At 38.1% G+C, this 21,558-nt stretch carries 20 protein-coding genes; 9 read left to right on the top strand and 11 right to left on the bottom strand.

What is annotated here, in order from left to right:
• Positions 1-15 precede the first annotated feature (15 nt).
• Positions 16-1,758 (top strand): TonB-dependent receptor, encoded by a 1,743-nt coding sequence (locus MQE36_RS09105; RefSeq protein ID WP_242935669.1) that lies wholly within the window; start codon positions 16-18, stop codon positions 1,756-1,758.
• 224 nt (positions 1,759-1,982) lie between these two features.
• Here the strand turns inward: MQE36_RS09105 and MQE36_RS09100 are convergent, their stop codons facing one another.
• The 6 genes from MQE36_RS09100 to MQE36_RS09080 all read right to left on the bottom strand — a co-directional run bounded on the left by MQE36_RS09100 (position 1,983) and on the right by MQE36_RS09080 (position 6,662).
• Positions 1,983-2,480: a hypothetical protein gene (locus tag MQE36_RS09100; protein WP_242935668.1), complete on the bottom strand. Its 498-nt coding sequence runs from the start codon at positions 2,478-2,480 to the stop codon at positions 1,983-1,985.
• 42 nt (positions 2,481-2,522) lie between these two features.
• The gene (locus MQE36_RS16975) at positions 2,523-2,648 is read right to left on the bottom strand and encodes a hypothetical protein (protein ID WP_278286556.1); all 126 of its coding nucleotides are present in this window, start codon (positions 2,646-2,648) and stop codon (positions 2,523-2,525) included.
• Complete coding sequence (locus MQE36_RS09095) at positions 2,645-3,091, bottom strand: hypothetical protein (protein WP_242935667.1); 447 nt, start codon at positions 3,089-3,091, stop codon at positions 2,645-2,647. The genes MQE36_RS16975 and MQE36_RS09095 overlap by 4 nt, the downstream gene beginning before the upstream one ends.
• A gap of 21 nt (positions 3,092-3,112) precedes the next feature.
• Positions 3,113-3,610: a porin family protein gene (locus tag MQE36_RS09090; RefSeq protein WP_242935666.1), complete on the bottom strand. Its 498-nt coding sequence runs from the start codon at positions 3,608-3,610 to the stop codon at positions 3,113-3,115.
• A gap of 516 nt (positions 3,611-4,126) precedes the next feature.
• Positions 4,127-4,762: a response regulator gene (locus MQE36_RS09085; RefSeq protein WP_242935665.1), complete on the bottom strand. Its 636-nt coding sequence runs from the start codon at positions 4,760-4,762 to the stop codon at positions 4,127-4,129.
• On the bottom strand, positions 4,752-6,662 hold the full coding sequence (locus tag MQE36_RS09080) for a tetratricopeptide repeat-containing sensor histidine kinase (protein ID WP_242935664.1): 1,911 nt from the start codon (positions 6,660-6,662) through the stop codon (positions 4,752-4,754). Before MQE36_RS09080 ends, MQE36_RS09085 begins: the two co-directional genes overlap by 11 nt.
• A gap of 240 nt (positions 6,663-6,902) precedes the next feature.
• Between MQE36_RS09080 and MQE36_RS09075 the strand changes: the two genes are divergently transcribed.
• The 8 genes from MQE36_RS09075 to MQE36_RS09040 all read left to right on the top strand — a co-directional run bounded on the left by MQE36_RS09075 (position 6,903) and on the right by MQE36_RS09040 (position 14,102).
• Complete coding sequence (locus MQE36_RS09075) at positions 6,903-7,340, top strand: hypothetical protein (RefSeq protein WP_242935663.1); 438 nt, start codon at positions 6,903-6,905, stop codon at positions 7,338-7,340.
• 231 nt (positions 7,341-7,571) lie between these two features.
• Positions 7,572-8,612 (top strand): OmpA family protein, encoded by a 1,041-nt coding sequence (locus tag MQE36_RS09070; protein WP_242935662.1) that lies wholly within the window; start codon positions 7,572-7,574, stop codon positions 8,610-8,612.
• A 31-nt stretch (positions 8,613-8,643) separates the two neighbouring features.
• Positions 8,644-9,120, top strand: coding sequence for a hypothetical protein (locus tag MQE36_RS09065; RefSeq protein WP_242935661.1), 477 nt, complete (start codon positions 8,644-8,646; stop codon positions 9,118-9,120).
• A complete protein-coding gene (locus MQE36_RS09060) occupies positions 9,117-9,848 on the top strand; it encodes a hypothetical protein (RefSeq protein ID WP_242935660.1) in 732 nt (243 codons plus the stop codon). Before MQE36_RS09065 ends, MQE36_RS09060 begins: the two co-directional genes overlap by 4 nt.
• Before the next feature lie 40 nt (positions 9,849-9,888).
• Positions 9,889-10,821, top strand: coding sequence for a hypothetical protein (locus MQE36_RS09055; protein WP_242935659.1), 933 nt, complete (start codon positions 9,889-9,891; stop codon positions 10,819-10,821).
• Between the two features lie 45 nt (positions 10,822-10,866).
• Positions 10,867-11,358, top strand: a complete 492-nt coding sequence (locus MQE36_RS09050) for a hypothetical protein (protein WP_242935658.1) — start codon at positions 10,867-10,869, stop codon at positions 11,356-11,358.
• A complete protein-coding gene (locus tag MQE36_RS09045) occupies positions 11,348-12,382 on the top strand; it encodes a WD40 repeat domain-containing protein (RefSeq protein WP_242935657.1) in 1,035 nt (344 codons plus the stop codon). The genes MQE36_RS09050 and MQE36_RS09045 overlap by 11 nt, the downstream gene beginning before the upstream one ends.
• Positions 12,383-12,425: 43 nt before the next feature.
• Entirely contained in the window at positions 12,426-14,102 is a 1,677-nt protein-coding gene (locus MQE36_RS09040) for a CocE/NonD family hydrolase (protein ID WP_242935656.1), read from the top strand.
• Between the two features lie 388 nt (positions 14,103-14,490).
• Here MQE36_RS09040 and MQE36_RS09035 read toward each other — a convergent pair whose 3' ends face one another.
• The 5 genes from MQE36_RS09035 to MQE36_RS09015 all read right to left on the bottom strand — a co-directional run bounded on the left by MQE36_RS09035 (position 14,491) and on the right by MQE36_RS09015 (position 21,536).
• Entirely contained in the window at positions 14,491-16,587 is a 2,097-nt protein-coding gene (locus MQE36_RS09035; protein WP_242935655.1) for a right-handed parallel beta-helix repeat-containing protein, read from the bottom strand.
• A 107-nt stretch (positions 16,588-16,694) separates the two neighbouring features.
• On the bottom strand, positions 16,695-17,348 hold the full coding sequence (locus MQE36_RS09030; RefSeq protein ID WP_242935654.1) for a bifunctional 4-hydroxy-2-oxoglutarate aldolase/2-dehydro-3-deoxy-phosphogluconate aldolase: 654 nt from the start codon (positions 17,346-17,348) through the stop codon (positions 16,695-16,697).
• 5 nt (positions 17,349-17,353) lie between these two features.
• On the bottom strand, positions 17,354-18,397 hold the full coding sequence (locus tag MQE36_RS09025; protein WP_242935653.1) for a sugar kinase: 1,044 nt from the start codon (positions 18,395-18,397) through the stop codon (positions 17,354-17,356).
• Positions 18,398-18,464: 67 nt separating this feature from the next.
• Complete coding sequence (locus tag MQE36_RS09020; RefSeq protein WP_242935652.1) at positions 18,465-20,060, bottom strand: beta-N-acetylhexosaminidase; 1,596 nt, start codon at positions 20,058-20,060, stop codon at positions 18,465-18,467.
• Positions 20,061-20,096: 36 nt separating this feature from the next.
• On the bottom strand, positions 20,097-21,536 hold the full coding sequence (locus MQE36_RS09015; RefSeq protein ID WP_242935651.1) for a tagaturonate reductase: 1,440 nt from the start codon (positions 21,534-21,536) through the stop codon (positions 20,097-20,099).
• Positions 21,537-21,558 lie beyond the last annotated feature (22 nt).

Genomic DNA, 21,558 nt, shown 5'->3' with positions numbered 1-21,558 from the left:
TAAAAATAAAGAAATATGCGAAAGCTATTCATAACCCTCACTATAATCTCAACTTCAACAATCCTGTTCTCTCAGGAAAAAGAGAAGGAAAAAAATATAGGTACGGAAGTAGTAAACGTCGTTAAACCGTATTCCCCTACCCTGTCCGATGCATTCAAAATCAAAGAAACCCCCAAGCTGGACGATTCTGTTACTACCGCTAAAAAGAAAATAGTGTATCATATTTTTTCCGCCCCTGTAGCTTCGACTTTTGTCCCTGCAAAAGGTAAAGCTACAGGTGTTAAAAGAGCTCCCAGGGAAACCATCTATAATTCTTATGCCTCACTGGCTGTAGGGAACTACAATAATGCGTCGGCTGACTTTTATACAAGCAGGGCGTTAAACAGGGACGAAACTCTTGACTTTTCGCTCAACCACCATTCATCGCAGGGAGGAATTGACGGCATCGGGTTAGATGATAAATTTTTCAACACAAAACTCGCTGCTGCATACAACCGTGATGACCGGTATGCAGACTGGGGTGTAGATGGAAGCTTTCAACACCAAATATATAACTGGTATGGTGTGCCTGCCGGATATTATGATGCATCTACTTTAAATGGTATTGATGAAAAACAAAGCTATTATACCGCTAAAGTTGGCGGAGATCTTTCTATCGAGGACTCCTTCTTTACTGGTGGCGGAGCCCGTTTAAGATACTTTTTCGACGCTTATAATTCCGGAGAAAGCAACGTGGTTTTAACTCCAAAATTTGAATTTCCCGTGGGAGAAGAGTGGATTAACCTCGATTTTACCTTTGATTATCTGAATGGGAAGTTTGACAGAAACTATTTTACTTCACAAACTTTAAATTACAGTAATCTCATAACAAAGGCATCTCCAAGTCTGGTTATACTAAAAGATAATTTAACCATTAACCTAGGAGCATCCGTTGCATATAAATTAGATATTGAAAATAGCGATAACGATATTTATTTTTATCCGAACATCACCGCTTCCTACCGATTAATTGAAGAATACGTGACTGTATATGGTGGTTTGGAGGGTGACCTCGTTCAAAATTCATATTACGGGCTTCAAGAAGAAAATCCATACATATCACCTACTCTTGATATTGTTCCAACTGACAAGACCTATGATGCCTACGTTGGGGTAAAAGGTAAATTCCTGCCTAATCTAAGCTATAACCTCAGAGGTTCATATACCACAGAGAGGGATAAATCGTTATTTGCCCTGAATCCTGAAACCGGAACCCTGAATTATAATACGGAAGGATATGCCTATGCCAATTCCTTTGGACTTATTTATGACGATATAAATACCATATCGGTATTCGGAGAACTGAGTGTAGATATTAACAGAGATTTCCAGTTGGGAATAAATGCCGAAGTATCAGATTACAATACGGATAATGAAGAAGAAGCATGGAACCTGCCAAATGTTAAAGGTTCTCTTTTCCTAGATTACCAGATAAATAACAAATGGTTCTTAGGTGCCAATGTATTTTATACCGGTGAACGTACCGGCCTCTTTAGAACGGATACGGGCACGAACCCCGGCGACTCGTTCAATATGCAGAAAGTTAACCTTGATAGTTTTTTTGATATCAATGCAAGCGCCGGATACAGGATCAACGATCAGTTCTCTGTTTATGTAAAAGCCAATAATATCGCTAACAACGAATACAGCCGCTGGTCTAATTATTTAGTACAGGGGTTTCAGGTATTGGCCGGAGTCTCATATAAATTCAATATGTAATTGTACATCATAATCCTGCCTAACACAAAAAACGATATCTGAAAAGTCATTCTGACAGTAGAATACCGGGATGTTTTTTGGTTGCCGATCAGGGAAAACATAAAAAACATCTTACAAGCTATAAAGAGAATAGGATGGTATCCGCATAAGAAATCCAACCTGAGTAAACAGACTGGATTTCTTATTTTTATACGTTTTATGCCCGTTTAAGGGTTAGATTTCCATTATAGATTTTTAACTATGCATTTGGCTCCTGCACTGAAAAATCGCCAAAAATTCGTTCCGTTTTTCTTTACATTAATATTTACAGTCCCCCCTTTCATGTCAGGTTTTTGCATATGCACAACTTTTGAAGAAGCCAACTTCCGAAGGTCTTGTTCAGATACATTAAAAATAAAAGTATAATAGGTATACACCTGATTGTGTACTTCAGAAACCGGTGCAATTTCTCTATCAGACACGAATTCCAGTATAGTTCCGTCAGCCAGCTTGAACATTATTTTAGAGCCTTTTTCCATATACTCATTTAAACGCCCTTTATAGTCTACTGTAAAATTTAATTTAATCTCCCTGGATGTATGATTATATGTAAACAAACTCCTGTTATTTAAATGGTAAGCTGTTTCTTCCTGACCTGAAAAGGGATTTTTCACGGTCTTGCATTGTGCCGGAATTTCCTGGTATATAAACAAAAAAATGAATAGTAACGATAATAATCTCATGGTCCTTATTTAAAGTTTTCTATAGTTTTTCCGGATATCCTATTAGTTATCCTGCATGACAGGAACTGTAAATTCTCCATTACTGATCTCTAATATTTTTCCTCCGTTCTCCGGTTCGTAGTGATATAACACCCCTTTAAAAATGCCACTGACATGACTCCCGTTCATTTTACTGATGGTAATTTCAAAGCATTATTATCCATAGCCGAAGACTCGCTAACTGCGCTAAAATTGGTCTGGGTACTATCTGTTTTCGTGATATTATACAAAGCCATCATTTTGTAATCTATGTCATCATCCAGCGGATATGTTCCGGTAGTGATTTCCTGTTCACTCTCAAAGATCACCATCATAATAGACTCCCGCATAATACCTGGCTTATTCTTTTCCTGGGGTATCGAACCTATAATCTCAAGGTTATACGCTCCTTCTATATTCCTGCGTGCTTTTGCCGTATAGCTTAATTCTGTTTGTATACCATCAACCTTTGCCCTTATATAAGCATCCGTCCTTGGTTCTGATGCATCATCAGAGCCTGAACAAGTGCTATCAGCACGCCCAATAGCATAACCGCTACAATACCGCAATTTCTTTTTTTCATGTTTTAGCAAATATTTGAGAAAAAATTATTTTTAATCGATATTAAACTTTACACCTACTGCGATTACCAGCTGGTCGAAATCCCCGAGCACATACTTGATTTCTGCAAAAGGCAAAAAGTTTTGACCTATCTCAAAATTAGCCCCCGCTCCCAGGTTTAATCCTATTTCTCCATTACTGCCACTGTCGCTTACAAAATCATTATCAACCTTTACTTTCACATGGGTATAATTCAGACCACCCAAACCATAAAACCCTATGGTCTCTTCTTCTAAAAAATAATAGTTAGCGTTGGCATTCAGTTCGAAAACATTCGTCTTAATCCCTTCCTCTTTTTTGGGAAAATAAAAGCTTATATCGGGTGCTATAACCAGTTTATCAATAATAGGAATCTCGGCAGCAGCGGCAATTCCGATGTTTTCAATTTCGCTTCCATACATTAACTTCCCGCCAATACGTGTATTATCCTGGGCTAAAGCATACTGACACATTAACAATAACAATGCGGTACCAAATAATAATGATTTCATATAATATTAAATTAAGTTTTTACTCGATAATCGATATTTATCCCGCATAGCTATCGGGAGCTCCGATACTTGTTCCTTTGAAATATTCCTAAAGGAATTTCACAGGGCTTGCCTCTGCACAAGCTGCACCCTTCGCTAAACCTTTTTTACACTCGCCCCCTTCCTGTTTGCCCCGTGGCAGTTTACCTATGTAAAAATCTTACAAACGCTCTGTGTTTTTTGGTTTAAAATCATTTATCAGACATGAGCAATAACATTTTTTATATTCTTGTAAGAAATTTACAGACGATAAAAATATATACCTGTTATTTAACCGGCAATCGCTTAAATCATGGAACTTTTTCTACTTGTTTTCCTGTATTTTCTTAATCAGGAAAAACGCATCATGATAATGTGTTCAGACCTGTACCTGAAGGAAAGGTTCCGAAATATTAATTTTTATAAGCATCTAACTTTTTTGGTACAAGACAGACCAATTCGCACCGTTATTGTATAGCTGTATATAATAAGATCCTATTACAACAACTGACATTGATTTGCCGCCATGATTAATTCGGCAACATTTTTCACCTTGAATTTAAAATGAAGGTTTCTCCTGTGGGTTTCTATCGTTAACGGACTCACATTAAGACTACTGGCTATTGATTGGGTTGTTTCTCCTTTTGCGATCATAACCAATATTTGCTTTTCCCTTTTTGTTAACCGGGGAATTCCATACAACTCGAATCGATTAGGCTTTGCTATAATTTCATTAATCTCACTGCTAAAATAGATTTCCCCCTTACGTACAACCTCAACTGCTTTTAGTAATTCTTCTCTTGATACATTTTTAAGAACATAACCATTAGCTCCGTTGTTTAACATTTGTAGTATAATATTCCGTTCGGTATGGTTGCTCAGTGCCAGTATTTTTGTATCGGGAAGGAGCGTTCTTATTTTACGGCACAAATCGATACCATTAATATCCGGAAGGTTAATATCTAAAAAAACAATATCTGCATATACATCCTCCAAAAAGTGTAAAGCTTCACTTCCTGTAGTAAATTCGCCGATAACATTCACCATATCACTTGTATTCAGGAGTGATTTAAGCCCCTCTACCACAATAGAATGGTCGTCTATCAACACGATACTTATCCTTCTATCCGACATTAAGTTCTATATTTACAATGGTACCTTCTGTATCAGAATTAATATCGAGCTTCCCCTTCATCGATTTCACCCTGTTTTTAAGATTGGTAAGCCCCAAACCTTTTTTATTCTCCGGAAGATCCGGATCAAAACCTTTTCCGTTGTCCTCGACAGTAATGAAACATTTATTTTTATTTTGGCTGCACTGAACGATGATCTCTGTGGCCTTGCTGTGCCGCAAAGCGTTACTCAATAGTTCCTGAATAATACGATATATGGTAAGTTGTTTATTGTCTGACATCTTTGTATTCATTTCATATACCTGAAACTCTATATTGATTCCCGGTGCCTGATACGATTTACACAGGTCGTCAAGAGCATTCACAAGCCCGAACCTTAGCAGGGTCTCGGGCATCAGATTATGGGCTATCCTCCTTAGTTCTCTTAACGAGATATCCACATTGGTAATTATTTTATCAATTTCATTCTGGAATGTTTGAGTCACTTTTGATTCCACTTCAGATAGGTTCATACGAACTCCGGCAAGTATACCTCCCAAACCATCATGCAGGTCCTGGGCCATTCGCTTACGCTCCCGTTCTTCTCCTTTTAACATGGCCTGCACAGAGACTAATTGCTGTTCCTGCTTTAATTTTTGTACCTGCGCCTGATAACTGTTCTCTTTTTCTACTGCCAGTTTTTTATTCTTTTTGTAATTGCTGTAAGATAATATTACGGTAATGAGCAACGACACACTTATAACTCCCAGTAACCAGTTTATCAAACGGTTATTACGTGCCGATAACAAGGCTATTTTATTTTCTGCTTCCAGACGGGCTATTCTCTTTTCCTTTTCTGCATTGTTATACTTTTGTTCTAACGCATTTACGTCTTTTTTCAGTTTACTGTCGTTAAGGCTGTCGTTCAGTATAGTGTATTCTTTCTGCCAGTGATAGGCTTCTTTCATATTACCAAGTCCTGCATATACTTTGGCCAGATTATCGTATGTTTCTATGCGGTTGCCATAAAAATCCATTACTTCAGGGTCGTTCATTAATTTGATGAGCAGTTGCCTGGCATCGTTATATTTCTCAGCTGCAACCTGTGTTTTTACTTTTTGAAAATTAAGCTCCTGAATCCTGTAATCTTTAAGAGTCCCGTTGGCAGAACGTATTCCCATATCAAAATAATTTATGGCCTTGTCATATGCCTCCAGCTTGTGATAGTACATTCCTTCTCCCATATAATACAGCGAATGGTGTTCCGAATCAGGGTAAGGGGCCAGTATGGCATGGAGACTGTCCAATGCCGCCCTTGCCTCCGGAAATTTATTAAGTTCAATATAATTCTCGGCTGCTCTTCCATATGCTGTTACCAGTCGTGGTTGTTGAGATGGTTTATGTCTTAAAATATTAATAGCATTATTAAAGTACGGTACCGCTTTCTCGTATTGCGACATATTCATAAAAGAAACTCCTACTGCTGAATACTCAAAAGCCATCGTCGCACTATCTTTTGCCTTTTCTGCCAAGGGGATCGCCTTGTTAAGTAATACATCTACATGTCCCCTATCATCATCTTTTCGTTGTTTTTGTACTGCTATATTATTCCACAGATTAGACCTTGCTATATAGGCTTCTCTTGTTTTTAACTGCCCTAAAATGGTATCAGCCTTTAAATACGCATTTACACTTTTACCGGCATCTGAATTAAAATAGTAAAGCCCTTCGGCATAATACGACATTCCGTATAAATAAGGATAATTCACACTCAAGGCTCTCCCTTCCATCAGGTGTTTATGAGCTACCGTAGTATCCCTGTACAACCAGTAATTGATAAGCTGTATGTGTATTTGCGCTTTAATACTGTCGTTATCCTCTTTTCCGAGTGCATGCTGAAGGCTGTCAGCGTATGCCTTCATATCTAAGGAAGGTGATTGGGCGGTACTATACCATAATCCCAAAAAAAAACTGCCTAGAATAAACAGGTGTCGAATCATGTATGCAATATAAAAATAAATTCGACCGGACACCTTATTCCTACAAAAAATACCGGAAAACCAGTAGAAAAAAAGCCACAATGTTTGGTATTGTTATCGCCATGGACATCAGGTACTTTTGAAGTATCATAATATCTCAAGCTAATTATAACAAGACAACTAATGATGAAAACAATAAACATTTTCGAACCGGTAAAAAGGCTATTCATTTTATCAGTAACATTTACCGGACTGTTCCTGGTATCTTGCAGTGGTGACGACGACGGTGACAACAATTCTTCCTTTCCGAAAGAAGCTTCCATAACCTATAAAGTAACCTCAACCACGCTCGATGCTGCCAATATTTTTTATGTGAACGAGGAAGGAGGACAGGATCAGCTTACGAACGAATCCTTGCCCTTTACAAAAAAGATAACTGCAACGGTAGAGCGGTTTGATGTTTTTGCAATAAGCGGAGTTCATTCGGGAGAAAGCGATGTAACTACCGACATCAAGGTTGAAGTCCTTGTCGATGATAAAGTTGAAGACAGCAGCAACTGTAACTCAAACGGCGGTTATGTTAACTGTTCGGCAGAATACGTATTCGGAGGTGAGAATTAATTATTTCCCGGGGATTAAACCGGTTGTTTAAGGGGGGGGGGACTATTAAAAAGGATATTAAAAACCTCTTTTTTAGTACCCTTTTCAATGTCAATGTCGACCATGTTTTTTTAAATCTGAAAACATATAAACACTAATATCAATTAAAAAAATAACTCACTAAAAAGCAACGTATTATATTACATAACTTTAATTATATTTGATTTATTAAAATCGAAACATTCAATTAAAATGAAAAAACTGTTTACCTCCTTATTAGTCCTGTCATTCGTATTGGCTTGTAAAAACAATACCGAAAAAAAGGATGATGTTATTAAAGCTCCTGCTGCCACCGAAATACAAAACACCGATAACACAAACTCTTCTTCCGATATCGTTGAGGAATCTAATGAGAATGGCCGGGAGCAAAAATTCAATATAGAAGACATTCCGGTTTCTGAAGCCGACCTTGGAGAGTTCCCTTTCTTTAGCTTTCCCGAAGGATTGACAGCACTTAACAAACCCATACAAAGAAAATTTGACAGGTTGTATTTCCCTATAGATGGTATCATGACCCCAATAGAAGGAAAGGTATGGAAAACCAATGTTACTGACGATGATAATTCTGGCGATGAATGGTCGTTGCCTTATTTTATAAAAAGTTACGAAGAAGTCATAAAAGAGGTTGGCGGGGTTAAAATATTCGACGGGGAAATAACCTATGAAGAATATGAAAAATACCATGACAATGCCGAATACCTGGGTGAAGACGGTTCTATTGGCTATATGGGGCAAAAGATCAAGGTTTATGTCATCAGGCAAGCCGATGGTGGTGATGTTTATATACAATTTACGGGCGACTCCGCAGGAGGTGGCCTGAACATCCTTCAAAAAGAACCTTTTAAACAGACGATTACAATCCTTAAATCGGATAAGATTCTGAAAGATCTGGAAAATACCGGAAAGGCCATTTTATACATCAATTTTGACCTCGATAAATCGACCCTGCAAGCTAAAGGCAAAGATGCTGTAGCTGAAATCGCCAAGGCGCTTGAGGACAACGAGTCCATGAATGTTGCCATACACGGGTACACAGATAATTCGGGAAATGATGCACATAACCAGCAACTCTCGGAAGCAAGGGCACTAACGGTACTCAATGCCCTGACCGGTTTGGGTATTGACCCTTCGAGACTCTCGTCAAAAGGTTTCGGCGCGCAGAATCCCATAACTGAAAACACTACCGAAGAAGGAAGGGCAAAAAACAGGAGAGTCGAACTGATCAAACTTTGAGTGCTTCTTTTTTATATTTAAAATGAAAAACATGAATAAAAAACATAATCGCTATAAAATTGCTTTTATTACTCTTTTTTTAGTGCTTGGAACATCCGCTTTTGCACAAAAAAAGGCAGATGAAAAGGCACTGAAGTTCGCATTAGAAGAACGATACAAAAGTGATAAAGCTTATGCAGAAAGCAAAAGAGCCGCTTTTAACAGGGGGACATGGATCGGTTCTAAATTATCTGATTTGATCTCCACCTGGGGGCCACCTTCCAGAATAGTAAGTGACGGTGCTGATGGTAAGATAGCCGTATACGAAAAAGCTTCTTTTAACTCCGGTGGCACCTATACACCCGGCTATATTGTTACAAACGGGTTTGGAAACGTGGTGGCAGAAAAAAAATCGGAAGACACCCGCTGGTCCAGTTCTTATTTTGAAACCATTGGCGTATATGCCGATTCTAACGGTATAATCAAAGAAATAAAATACGACAATTCTTATACCGAAAATAAAAGATGAGAAAACAAAAATATATTATAGTGCTGCTTTTTCTCCTGTCAATAACCTCAATTTATTCACAGGAACAATATTTTGAAATAGTAGCTAAAAAAAGTACCCATCCATACGATAATCGAGGATACGTCTATTATGGCCGTATAAAGCCACTTAGTAACCAGCCCTATGCAACTCTGTATTTTAAAGGTATCGGTAAAAAAGAGCTTCACGAGGCCATTATGGATTACCTCAAAGAACGTCCGGGTATGGTTGTAAAACCAAAACATACAAATGAGCATCTTATCATATATAGAGATTTTGCAACCATTGGGAGCAAAGAACAATGCTTTGCAGACCTTACCGGTTTGATTTATATGTATGTTATTCCCGAAGAAGACGGGACCGTAAAACTCGATGTGAGTACCAGCGAAATATTCGCTTCATTAAATGATGCTGTGCTTAGGATTACCATGGATGATAATGTGGCTTCAGATTCTGACATTCCCTTCAACGAATACAAATATGTACAACCTGCCGATAAAACATATTTGTCATCGGGTTCTGCTGCTTCAAAACTTTTACTAGGGTCAAGAACAAAGCGCAAAAAACGTTCACTCAAAGAGGCTTATCCCGACAGTATATTTGATCCGGAAGGAAATGTGATAAACCCTGTCAATAAAGCTTTGATAGAGGACTTTTTTAACAGATATGCTGAAGACCTGAATACATATCTGAGTAACCGATTTAAATAAAAAGCTTCCAATGCAGGATTAGTTCTAAATTTTAAAAAACATGAAAAATATTATCTTTTTACTCATCTTGAATGTTGCGATAGTTTCTTGCAAACAAAAACAAGATAAATCCACAACAAATGTAATAGCTCAGTCTTCCGGTTTTAATATCCAGAATACGAACAGACATACTACAGAAAATTTTACTGAGGGTACCATTGATATTGACATCTATTTTCCCGGAAATGATTTAAGCGACTTGCTTAAAAAAACGGATCTGTCAAAAGGTTCTATTGAACAACAAATGGAATCTATGATGGCTTCACTTAGTCAGGAAAAAAAAGACCGTATCAACAAAACAATGAAAGGCAACCCTATCATTGCATTACAGATCATGATGGCGCCATTATTGAAAAATACGGTTTTTGTTAAAGAAAACATGGTAACCGCCAAATGCGACGGACTCACCTATCATCTCGAAAACACTTTAAATGTAAAATCCAGTACGGGAACAGTTTATATGGCTTCTCAAACCAATCGATCCAATGCCATCACTTTAAACTATGATGAAGACTTTTTCGGGGAAGGTCAGTTTCAGACAAAAATTGACTCAGACGCTTATGACAGGCAGGAAACAAACGAAATAAAGGTTATTGCTGGTTACAAATGCAAAAAAAGCATCTATAAATTAAAGGTAACATCGCCTATGAGCATTGAAAAATTGGAGGTGTGGACATCTGAACAAATGCCCAAATCACTAAATTTCATACATCCTTATTACCTGGAAGAAGAACACGGCATTATGAAAATTGACTTATTTCCGGTTATTAACGAGAGTAAAGATGCTGCCTTGGTTTATGAGTTTAAAACAGTTTCGCCAGGGGCTGTTAGTGATTCAGATTTAAGTATTGTTAAAACAGAGCCGGTTTACAATGCCAAAACAGATCTTGAACAAATAGCTACTAAACTTATGGGCATCATGTTTGGAGGATAATATTCGAGAGATTCCAGTTCTTATTTTTAAAAACCAAAATTAATAATGAAAACAAAACTATTATACACACTCGGTTTTGCCAATTTGTTTATTTTTTGTTTCTATTTATACTCATTTACAACCCAAAAAGACAGCACCGATTTTTCCAACAAAATACTTAAGGTAAAAGGTGTTGTTGTCGTTGATTCTTTAGGAATAGAACGAGTTATTATAGGATCTCATCTGCCACCTGCCCAAACTGCAAAAGGATATAGAAAAGACACCAGAGGCAACTCTGTATCCGGGGTGATGCTGTATGACCACGAAGGACAGGAAAGAGGCGGGTATGTCACTGATGACGATTATGGAAATGCTTTCCTGACATTAGATTCTAAAATAGGGCAGCATCTTCTAATGTTATGTGAACCTCAGGGCTCAGCATACATGGCAATGTGGGATGGAAAGAACGCTATACAGCTCAAAACAGCAAAAGACGACGGGTATATAAAACTAACAAAGGGGAATCAACAAATAAAACTTTACGAAGATGAAAAGTAGTCTATTTGGCATTTATCTTTTAATCGTTGTGTCGTGTAATAATGCTCCATCACTTGAAGGTATGTTTACAGATAAACTAACAGGAAATAACGCTGTATCTTATACTGATGTAACCTATGCCGGTAACAAAGATACTGTTTTGGTTACCACCTATAGCGGACGGGTAGTTTATCGCTTTAAAAATCAAGAACAGGAAAATGTACTCACTCAATTAAATGATGAAATTTATGTGGTACGTTACAACCCGGTTCAGAAACAGGTTGCACTGAGTACTATGCAATCGGGTATCGTTGTCATTGATGCTAAAAATGGAAAAGAACTACATAAACTACCGGTAAAAGAAAGTTGGTGTTTAAAAATGGGATATTCCAAAAATTTCGAATATCTCTTTGCCAGCGATCAAAAAGGAAATCGATTTGTATGGACCGTAAATGAAAATTACAAGCCGGTAAACCTCTACGAGTCAATGCCAAAAGGCGCTATTAAAAGTATAGAAAACAATGTAATTCAACTAGTCGCCAAAGGCAAGGTGATCTATTGGAATTTAACAAACAGCACCACCATCAAAGAAGTTGCAATAAAGTTTAATGATTTTGAGGATATCGATGCAGATGGAAACATTCTGAATATAGATCGTAATACTTTATCGCTATATAACATACCGGCAGCTACTATAAAATTTACACTGCAACACCCGGGGTGGTTACGCCCCTTGGATAATTTTAGCCAGGCTAGTATTGATAAATATAAAAAACGGGGCATCACAATAAAAAATGGATACCTGGAAGAACCTGGTTATCACTTGCCGCTTACTTCTGCCATATTTGGAAAAGATGAGATCTTTACCTCAAGTATAGACCGTTCTATAAGGGTATGGGGCAAAGATTCAGGCAAACTGCTTAATTCGCTAACAGGCCATAAGGCTACCGTTAACAAAATAAAGCTCTCAGACGACAAGAATCAATTGGTTTCAATCGATTTGAAGGGTGGTATAAGGTTTTGGCAAATACAAAAAAACGAATAATATCGTCAATCTTATAATATAAGACATCTAGCCTTAAAGAAATATGAAGTGTTTATTTTATACTCTTTTTATCTTAATGACCCATGCTGGTATATCAGCCCAACAGTCAACAAAAAATGATAGTCTCTACATTATCAGGGATAGTGTTAGTATTCCTACCCGAAGCGGAGTAGATATAGCCGCAGTGATTGTCCAGAAAAAAAACGATACTATTCCATTGCCGGCTATTTTGTTTTATACCACATATTATCAAGGTAAAACCGATAATTATTTTGCCAAGATTTCAGCAGATCGCGGTTATGTTGGAGTTCTTGCGTATGCCCGAGGAATAAAAACCGATTTAAAACACTACGCTCCCTATGAACATGAAGCTACGGATATTTATGATATTATAGCATGGATTAGCAAACAACCCTGGTGTAACGGAGATGTTGGTATGTACGGAGGAAGCTATACCGGGTTTTCGCAATGGTCTGCAGTAAAAAACGTTCATCCCGCATTAAAAACCATTGTTCCCCAGGTTGCTGTTATGCCTGGTTTTGATGTTCCGATGGAAAATAATGTACAAATGAATTTAGGATTGTATTGGTCGCATGATAATATTTATAAACGAAAGCCTATCAGACGAAGCCTCCCATTTGAATGGTTCGAAAACGGAATCGCCTTTAAGGACATGGATAGCCTGTTAGGTTATAAAAACGCCATATTTCAAAAATGGCTGCAACACCCTGCTTATGATACTTATTGGCAATCAATGGTTCCAACGGCTAAAGAATACGGCGACATAAACATTCCTGTATTATCGACAACCGGATATTACGACGGTTCACAGATTGGAGCCATCCAATATTTTAAACTGCATAATAAATATAATAAAAAAGCAGACCACTATATTGTGATCGGGCCGTATGATCACTGGGGCGGACAGCGGAATCCCGCAAAAAACCTGATGGGATATGAAATTGATGACGTTGCCAATGTGAGTATGGTGGACTTGGCTTATCAATGGTTCGATTATATCCTAAAAGGAGCTCCTAAGCCTGAATTACTGAAAAACAAAATAAACTATCAGGTAATGGGCACCAATGAATGGAGACATGTATCAACCATGCGGGATATTAACAACGATACATTAACCTTTTTCCTGGATCACAAAAACCTCTCAACAAGTAAGCCCGGAAAGGGTTTTGAAAAACAAATGGTAGATTTCAAGGACAGGGAAAATCAAAACAACTACTTCACTCCGGAAATTATTTTTGACACTTTAGACGCCAGTAACGGATTAATCTATACCTCTGAGCCTTTAGAAAAAGATGTTGTGGTAAATGGCTCATTTTCGGGACACCTCTTTGCTACAATCAATAAAAAAGATATCGATATCTCATTGGCTATATACGAGCAGATGCCTGACGGAAAATATTTTTTCCTTACCCGATTTGTCGGCAGAGCCAGTTATGCCAAAGACAATAGCAAACGTCAACTGCTGCAACCGGGTAAAAAGGAGAATATCCCCATCAGTAATACGCGATTTGTAAGTAAAAAAATTAGCAAGGGAAGCCGTCTGGTAATTTTACTTAACATCAATAAACACCCTTTTGAAGTCATCAACTACGGTTCAGGAAAACCGGTTCCTTTCGAGACCATCAAAGATGCGGGAAAGCCATTGCAGATCAAATGGCATAATGATAGTTTTATTAAAGTCCCTGTATGGAAAGATTAAAAACTAAAAAATTGATAACAGCAGTGAGGATACCTCTACTAGCCTGAATTCGGCTTAAGACATGAATTTCTGACCGATGTGTCAAGTGTTACTCCTATATTCTCCGTGTATACAAAAACAATCAACTCGATGAATAAGAACAACATACATGATACTATTTTAAGCCTATAATTTTAGAGAAAACTACCTCGGGGCAAGCCTAGGAGAGGGCCGAGCGTAAAGAAAAGGTCTGGCAGACCTTTTTAGCGATGGAGCCAGCTGGCGCATGGCAAAACATTTCGGCGCAAGTATGAATTTCCGTCAGGACTATTTCACAAGGGCAAGCATCGGAGCATTTAAATCTCGATGATCGAGTAAAAGCAATTAAAAGAATAAAGAAAAGACCCGGCTAATATTTTAAGAATCTTATCGAGTCTAAAGGTATTTTTTTAAGTTTTATAAGCTGTTTTATCTCTTTATTCAAACCTGCATCATCCCCCTGTCGGTCTTTAATGAATACATCCATTTCTTCTATCAGGTTACTTGAGTCAAAACGAATCCACGCATCAGCCCCTTCAATAACATCTTTCTGAATATTTATAAAATTGTTTTGCTGAAATACATTACGTTTTGGTACGGCCGGGTCAGTATCGAAGTATTCAAAAATTTCGGGATAAGCTGTTTTATATGGGGACTTCTTGTAATGAACTTCTTTTAAACGCTTTTCAAATAGACCATTCTTTTCTATTAAGCTTTCAGACCAGTTCTGAAGCCTGTTATCAATATGAATCCCATATATACTCCCGATAAATATATTATTAATATAAACATTGTCTGAACCGCCTCCAATAAGGGCATTCCATTTTCCGGCATTTAAAAACACATTGGAGAATACCTGCAATCCACAAGCTCCGTCATCGTGATAAACAGCACATGTATTATAGTGATCCGGAATATCCCTAAAAAAATTATACCGGATTATATTACCGCGTTCCGAAGGATCCCTTCCATAATAAACAGCTCCCTGATCTTCTACCTCTAAACAGACATCATGTATATAATTGTACTCAATTAAATGATCATTCCCGTGCATTAAGATTGCCATACTGGGCAGGTTATACATTTCGCAATGCCTGATCTGGTTCCCCACTCCTGTGAGATGAACTGCCGGACGATAGGATTTTTCGATTCTGTTGATGTCATAAAATACGCTATTCTCTACTACATTGTGACCTTCCTCTAAAGTTAATCTATCGCCTCCGCCCAATGATACACCTCCGGCGCCTAATTGGTAAAAAGAACAGCCTGTGATTATATTCTTCGAACCTGATTTCCTATTAAAAACAGGATTTGCGTAAAGATGTTGCTGAAGGCTTCCTACAATGCCAGAGGCAGGAGTTCCTGTCCCCTCATGTCTATACTTCTCAAATGGCTTTATACCCTGACCGACTGTTATTCCTATACTTCCAAGATTCCTAAACACACAATTAGCAACCGTCACCCTGTAGGTTTGATCCATGGCTATTCCCATTCCCCGGGAACATTCGAATGTTATCCCTTCTATTCTGACATTTTCTGCATGCTGCAAGTGGATAAAAGGCTCTTCCAGAAGAGAAACCTCTATATTCTTAACAGGATTCTGGGATATAAAGTAAAGCCTTTTATTTTTCCGGTCTATATAATATTCTCCTTCCTCGTCCAGTTCCTTCAGGATGTTAACACCATACCACTGACGCCATGGCTTTTTATCTCCAAATCCATATAATGTGGGGCTGTTTGTTGTTATTGTTTGGTGTACTGTATCGATGTTCTTAATACCTACCATATCATCGGCATATCCCCACATAAAATAACCTGCTATCCAGGCATCGTGTTCTTCCTTCCATTTATTAATTCTCAGGGAATCATAACGAAAAATCCCTCCCCGGTTGTTATAATCATTTTGCCGTGGAACAGCCCCACCGTCTATCACCTCCCCTAGAGGTATCATTCCAGAATTGGGCCATCTGGCCAGCTCCATCGGACGCTTATTTATAAATAGCTCTGCCCAGGAAGGGCCATAGGGACGTGCAAACCCAACTTTCCTGAGATTTCCCAGATTCGGAACTTCTTCCTTATCCAGATCGATTTCCCTAATCATTTTAGCATTCCCGGATAATTTATAATCTTTTACAACATCCACAGGTAATGATACTCCCCCATGAAACACAACCTGTTCATGATTAAAGGCTGCTATAGTAATATTCGAAAGGTCTGAAGAAATATTTACAGACTTTTCAAAGTAATAGCTTCCTCCCCTTAAATAAACAATTGCCTCTCCTTTGTTACCATTATTTCTGTTATTAATGATTTCGTTAACAGCCCGGTTAATTGTTTGGTAAGGAGCCTTCTTCGTCCCTTCATTAGAATCACTTCCATTGTTAGACACAAAGAATTTCTCTTGTGCCAGTAAAGTCCCGTTTATTGACAAAATGAAGTATATACACCCTTTTATTATACTATTCATTGTATATTTTATTTCTGTTTGAAACTTTTCAGCTAATGTAATAAAGCGCTGTTTAAAGTAAGTAAAAGTCCCTTGAAATCCGGCTATTTTATTTAATCCAGGGGATTCTATTTCACAAAGGGTTTTATTTTTAGGATACTATTTTTAATTTTTTCGTAATCTCCTTGTTCGATCCATTCCTTCTTAAATAAAGACGAACCGATACCTACGCTGCTTACACCTGCACTAAACCAGGATTTCAGGTCTTCTTCCGTTGGCTCGATCCCTCCTGTAACCATGATCTCTGTCCAGGGACACGGCCCTTTAACCGCTTTTACAAAAGCCGGACCTCCCAGCTGAGCGGCCGGGAATAATTTAATTATATCGGCTCCCAATTCATGTGCATTACCTATCTCCGTTAAAGTGGCACAGCCCGGTATCCAGACTATTTTTCTCCGGTTACAAACCCTGCCTATCTCCGGATTTAATAAAGGTGATACAATAAAAGAGGCTCCATTTTGTATAAACAGGGCTGCCGTTGGGGCATCGACTACCGAACCTGCTCCAAGAACCATCCCCGGAAATTCTTCCTTTACATACTTACTAAGGATGATAAAGTCTTCGTGTGCATATGCTCCCCTGTTGGTGTATTCAAACACCCTGATCCCTGCTTCATAACAAGTCTTTATAACTTCCTTGCACACAAACACATCAGGATGATAAAATACGGGGACTATTTTTGTTTCCCTTAATTTCAGTATTGTATTGATCTTTTCTTTCATAGTATTTATCTCGATATGTTCGTCCTCTTTTTTAAACTCATACCATCGATCACCTCCTGAGCGGTAATCAGGTTAAAGTCTCCCAGGATACTGTGCTTTAAGGAAGCTGCAGACACCCCGAACTCAATAGCCTTTTCCAGATCATTGAATTTATTGATCCCATATATTACTCCTCCTACAAAAGCATCTCCGGTGCCTACCCTATCTACAATATCTGTGATCTTATATACCTGACTTTTAAACACTTCATTGGCTGAAAACAGTACTCCGGCGTATAGGTTGGTACTGCTACTAGCTGAATTTCTAAAACTTACTATAATTTCATTCAACTTCGGGTATACAGTCCTCAGTTTCAAAACCGTTGGCCGGCACTGACCGGGATCTATGCCTTCTTCTCCCAGATCGATATATTCCGTGGCTATACCCAACATGGTTTTAAATGCTGCCATATCGCCAAACAGGACATCGCTATAAGATACCAGTTCGGGCATTATTTCCTGAGGCATCTTCCCCCAATTCCAAAGCTTATGACGCATATTAAGGTCTGTCGATATCCTTAAACCCATCTTAGAGGCCTCCTGTACCGCCAATAAACATGCTTTTGCTGCATTCTCGGAAACGGCCGGAGTAACACCCGACCAATGAAACCAGGTAGCATCTTTAAATATATCACTCCAGTCGATTTCTCCCGGATTCATTTGATCGAAAGATGAATACTTTCGGTCGTAGATCACTTTACTCCCCCTGCCCGAGGCTCCGGTTTCTAAAAAATAGGTTCCTATACGATCGCCGCCATATACGATATCTTCTGTATTGACAGCCCTTTTTTTAAGGTCGGATACCATCGTTCCCGACAATTCGTTATCAGGAAGTTTTGTCACAAAGGATGCCTCCAGCCCATAATTAGCCAATGATACTGCCACATTGGCCTCACTGCCTCCAAAATGAAGGTCGAAAGCAGTGGCCTGAGAAAACCTCCGCTGACCAGGGGGCGATAACCGCATCATTATTTCTCCGAATGTGATTATTTTAACCTTCTTAATTTCCATGTTTATAATATGATCTCTTTATAAATATATTTCTGCAAGTATAAATTATATTCACTTATCCGCATATTCAGTCCTCATTAAATAGCTCAAACGGAACCCGAAAATTTATGCCTTCATTTAAAAGAAAAACAAGATTTGATTGAAGTTTACAGGAGAATCTTTCCCATGACTTATTCATCGTTGCTGTCCACCCGGCTTCTGCTAATGCTAAAGCTCTCGGGTAAGTCATATAAAAAGCCCTGTTGATATTATAAACCCTTTCTCCCCAAACACATCCCTCAATCCCGATAATATGCCTTTGATCCTCAGCACTCAGTCCATACCCCGGATCGAAATCATAAACCTGATGAAGAGGTAAAGTTTGCATCCAGTCGAAAGTATATCGTTTTTCCGCTGCTGACTCAGGATAATCTAAATAGGCATACTCTCCGGGTGCACAGATTAGTTTAAGCCCTTGTTCTCCGGTTGCTTTAACGACTCTCTCTGCAGTTCCTTTTCGCCATAAAAAAACGGTACTCCCCTCCGGATATGAAGTTACATTTTCCTCGTACCATAACATAGGTTGTCTGTTATATTTTTTAAGGATTTGATTCATCTTATTAAAAAAAGCAGACATTAATCCATGCTCATCCTTTAATCCTTCGCGTTTAATTTTTTGCTGACATTTAAGACATTGTTCCCAGTTATCTGTAGGAGCTTCATCTCCCCCAATATGAATCTTATTATAGGGAAAAATAGTCGTTACCTCTCTTATTATATCATCATAAAACCCAGGTACTTTATCATTCCCGGCACACAGTAAATTTTTGTCTACTCCCGGAGTTGTCCTCACTTTAAAATCATCCAGAAAGCAAGCTAATTGCGGATAGGCTGCCAACACAGACATGCTGTGTCCCGGCATGTCAATTTCCGGGATAATATCTATATGATACGCTTTAGCATACCTTACTAATTCCTTCATTTGGGATTGACTATAGAACCCTCCATGCTTTACCCCATCTCCTTCTGTTTCATCTCTCCATGCTCCGACAGAGGTTAACTCAGGATATTTCTTTATTTCCATCCTCCAGCCCTGATCATCTGTCAGGTGTAAATGAAGCTTATTAAACTTGTAGAACGACATTGCTCTTATAAACTTTTTTATATCCTCAAAGGGAAGAAAATGACGAGCAGGATCTAACATCAATGCACGGTATGAAAAACGGGGTTCATCTTTTATATAACATATAGGAATAGTTTTGGAACCTTTAAACACCCGTGACTGGAAAAGTATTTGACGTAATGTTTGTGTTGCATAAAAGAAGCCTGTCGTATTTTTGACTTTTATATGGATCCTGTCTGGCCTTATATCAATCACATATGCCTCCTCCGCCAATGTATGGTCTCGCGTAATAATTATATCGCTGGAACTCTTTGCTTCTCTCGTTATTGAAACTTTAAAAACTTCCTCCAGCACATCTTTAACATAATCTGTAGTATCGATAATTTCCTGAAACTCTACGGAAGAGTTCATTTTTAAATTATGCTTAACTTCAAATACACCTTCTTTTAATTCCATATAATTTGGCTCAGGAATAATTGCAAGACGGTTCTCTTGTGATAAAACGATAGTTGCTTTTAACAATATTACCGAGAATATCATTAGAGTATACGTTGTTTTCATATAGTGGCTTTATCTTATATGTTCACACGAATGATCTTAGTAACATTTAGAAACGATCTGCACTAAGGCTCTTAAAACATCCTTTTCCTCAATTTCATTCAAATAAAAAACTATTTCATCTATCAGCTCTTTATTCAAATCTTCTTTAGGAATTCCGGCCCTAAATAAAATCTCATTTACCAGGTCGTATCTCGACAATATACCTTTTAAATGTAAACTCCACAGATCAGAAAAGTCGTTAAGCCTCTGTTTATCATCATTTAAAGTTATTACTCTCTCTTTGTATTCTCCTTTAAAAAACAATATCATACATGCAGTTATGAAAGCTAACCTGACAGGTGTTTTTTGATTATGGGCTATGTAACTTTGGATTGTTGGCCACAATCTTGAGACATATTTATGAGAGCTGTTCAGGGCAATATCAGCCAGTTTATGCTGTAAGCTAGGATTTTTGAATCTGGTTAACGTACCATTATAAAATTTATCCTTTACTTCAAATGGAATATTAATCGTAGATAACACCTCATCTCTTACCATGGAATCAAGAAAGCATTTTAGTTCCGAACTCTCAACAAATTCATGAACATACTCTATATCCAATAAAATTCCGACAAAAACCATGGCCGTATGAGAGCCATTCAGTATCCTTACTTTCATATCGTGATATGGCACAATATCTTCCACAAAAGAAACATTTAAATCTGCCTTATCAACAGGGAACTCACCGGCTAATTCATGACCAGCCTGAATAACCCAACTATGATAATACTCTCCCGAAACCAGGAGCTTGTCATCAAAAGTAATTTTATTTTTAATTGTGGGGGTAATCGTATCCGGATAGCCAGAAACGATCCGATCGACCAAAGTATTGTAAAACTTATTGTGTGATACAATCCATCGAATAAATTCATCTTCCAGTTTCCAAGCCGCTGCATATTCCAAAACACAATTTTTCAGTGCTTCGCCGTTGTTATTAATCAATTCACAAGGAAGCATTATTAAACCTTTGGAAGCATCATTGCCAAAATATTGAAATCTATGGTACAACATCTTTGTAAGCTTAGCCGGATATGTTATCGGAGGAACATCCTGAAAGTCATCTTCCCTACTAAACTTTATACCGGCTTCGGTAGTGTTTGAAATCACAAACCTTAAGGATTCTTCTTTGGCGTAATTCAAAAACAAATCCCATTCTTTATACGGATTAACAACCTCTTGTATACAGTTTACCTCATTTACGCTGGTTACTATATTAGTTCCGTCCCAATCATTTAAAAGAACATGAAATCGTCCATCCTGTTTTCTAAGATCGTTGTAATCTCCCCCATCTGTTGGTTTTACAACAAGTATACGGCCGTTAAATTCTGCTTTTTGATTGAGTTCCTCTATCATCCAATCTGCAAAAGCTCTAAGAAATTTACCTCCTCCGAATTGCATGACTTTTACTGGCCTGTTGGTCTTGGTTGTATTGTTCATTAAATGTTCCGGTATTAAACAG

Source organism: Zhouia spongiae (assembly GCF_022760175.1).
GTDB lineage: Bacteria > Bacteroidota > Bacteroidia > Flavobacteriales > Flavobacteriaceae > Zhouia > Zhouia spongiae.
This window is presented reverse-complemented; position numbering and strand designations above follow the sequence as displayed.

Bases quoted from the DNA above. Each gene is read 5' to 3' on its own strand.
- MQE36_RS09105 (WP_242935669.1), top strand. From the start codon at position 16: ATGCGAAAGCTATTCATAACCCTCACTATAATCTCAACTTCAACAATC.
- MQE36_RS09100 (WP_242935668.1), bottom strand. From the start codon at position 2,480: ATGAGATTATTATCGTTACTATTCATTTTTTTGTTTATATACCAGGAA.
- MQE36_RS16975 (WP_278286556.1), bottom strand. From the start codon at position 2,648: ATGAACGGGAGTCATGTCAGTGGCATTTTTAAAGGGGTGTTATATCAC.
- MQE36_RS09090 (WP_242935666.1), bottom strand. From the start codon at position 3,610: ATGAAATCATTATTATTTGGTACCGCATTGTTATTGTTAATGTGTCAG.
- MQE36_RS09085 (WP_242935665.1), bottom strand. From the start codon at position 4,762: ATGTCGGATAGAAGGATAAGTATCGTGTTGATAGACGACCATTCTATT.
- MQE36_RS09080 (WP_242935664.1), bottom strand. From the start codon at position 6,662: ATGAAGGCATACGCTGACAGCCTTCAGCATGCACTCGGAAAAGAGGAT.
- MQE36_RS09075 (WP_242935663.1), top strand. From the start codon at position 6,903: ATGATGAAAACAATAAACATTTTCGAACCGGTAAAAAGGCTATTCATT.
- MQE36_RS09070 (WP_242935662.1), top strand. From the start codon at position 7,572: ATGAAAAAACTGTTTACCTCCTTATTAGTCCTGTCATTCGTATTGGCT.
- MQE36_RS09065 (WP_242935661.1), top strand. From the start codon at position 8,644: ATGAATAAAAAACATAATCGCTATAAAATTGCTTTTATTACTCTTTTT.
- MQE36_RS09060 (WP_242935660.1), top strand. From the start codon at position 9,117: ATGAGAAAACAAAAATATATTATAGTGCTGCTTTTTCTCCTGTCAATA.
- MQE36_RS09055 (WP_242935659.1), top strand. From the start codon at position 9,889: ATGAAAAATATTATCTTTTTACTCATCTTGAATGTTGCGATAGTTTCT.
- MQE36_RS09050 (WP_242935658.1), top strand. From the start codon at position 10,867: ATGAAAACAAAACTATTATACACACTCGGTTTTGCCAATTTGTTTATT.
- MQE36_RS09045 (WP_242935657.1), top strand. From the start codon at position 11,348: ATGAAAAGTAGTCTATTTGGCATTTATCTTTTAATCGTTGTGTCGTGT.
- MQE36_RS09040 (WP_242935656.1), top strand. From the start codon at position 12,426: ATGAAGTGTTTATTTTATACTCTTTTTATCTTAATGACCCATGCTGGT.
- MQE36_RS09035 (WP_242935655.1), bottom strand. From the start codon at position 16,587: ATGAATAGTATAATAAAAGGGTGTATATACTTCATTTTGTCAATAAAC.
- MQE36_RS09030 (WP_242935654.1), bottom strand. From the start codon at position 17,348: ATGAAAGAAAAGATCAATACAATACTGAAATTAAGGGAAACAAAAATA.
- MQE36_RS09025 (WP_242935653.1), bottom strand. From the start codon at position 18,397: ATGGAAATTAAGAAGGTTAAAATAATCACATTCGGAGAAATAATGATG.
- MQE36_RS09020 (WP_242935652.1), bottom strand. From the start codon at position 20,060: ATGAAAACAACGTATACTCTAATGATATTCTCGGTAATATTGTTAAAA.
- MQE36_RS09015 (WP_242935651.1), bottom strand. From the start codon at position 21,536: ATGAACAATACAACCAAGACCAACAGGCCAGTAAAAGTCATGCAATTC.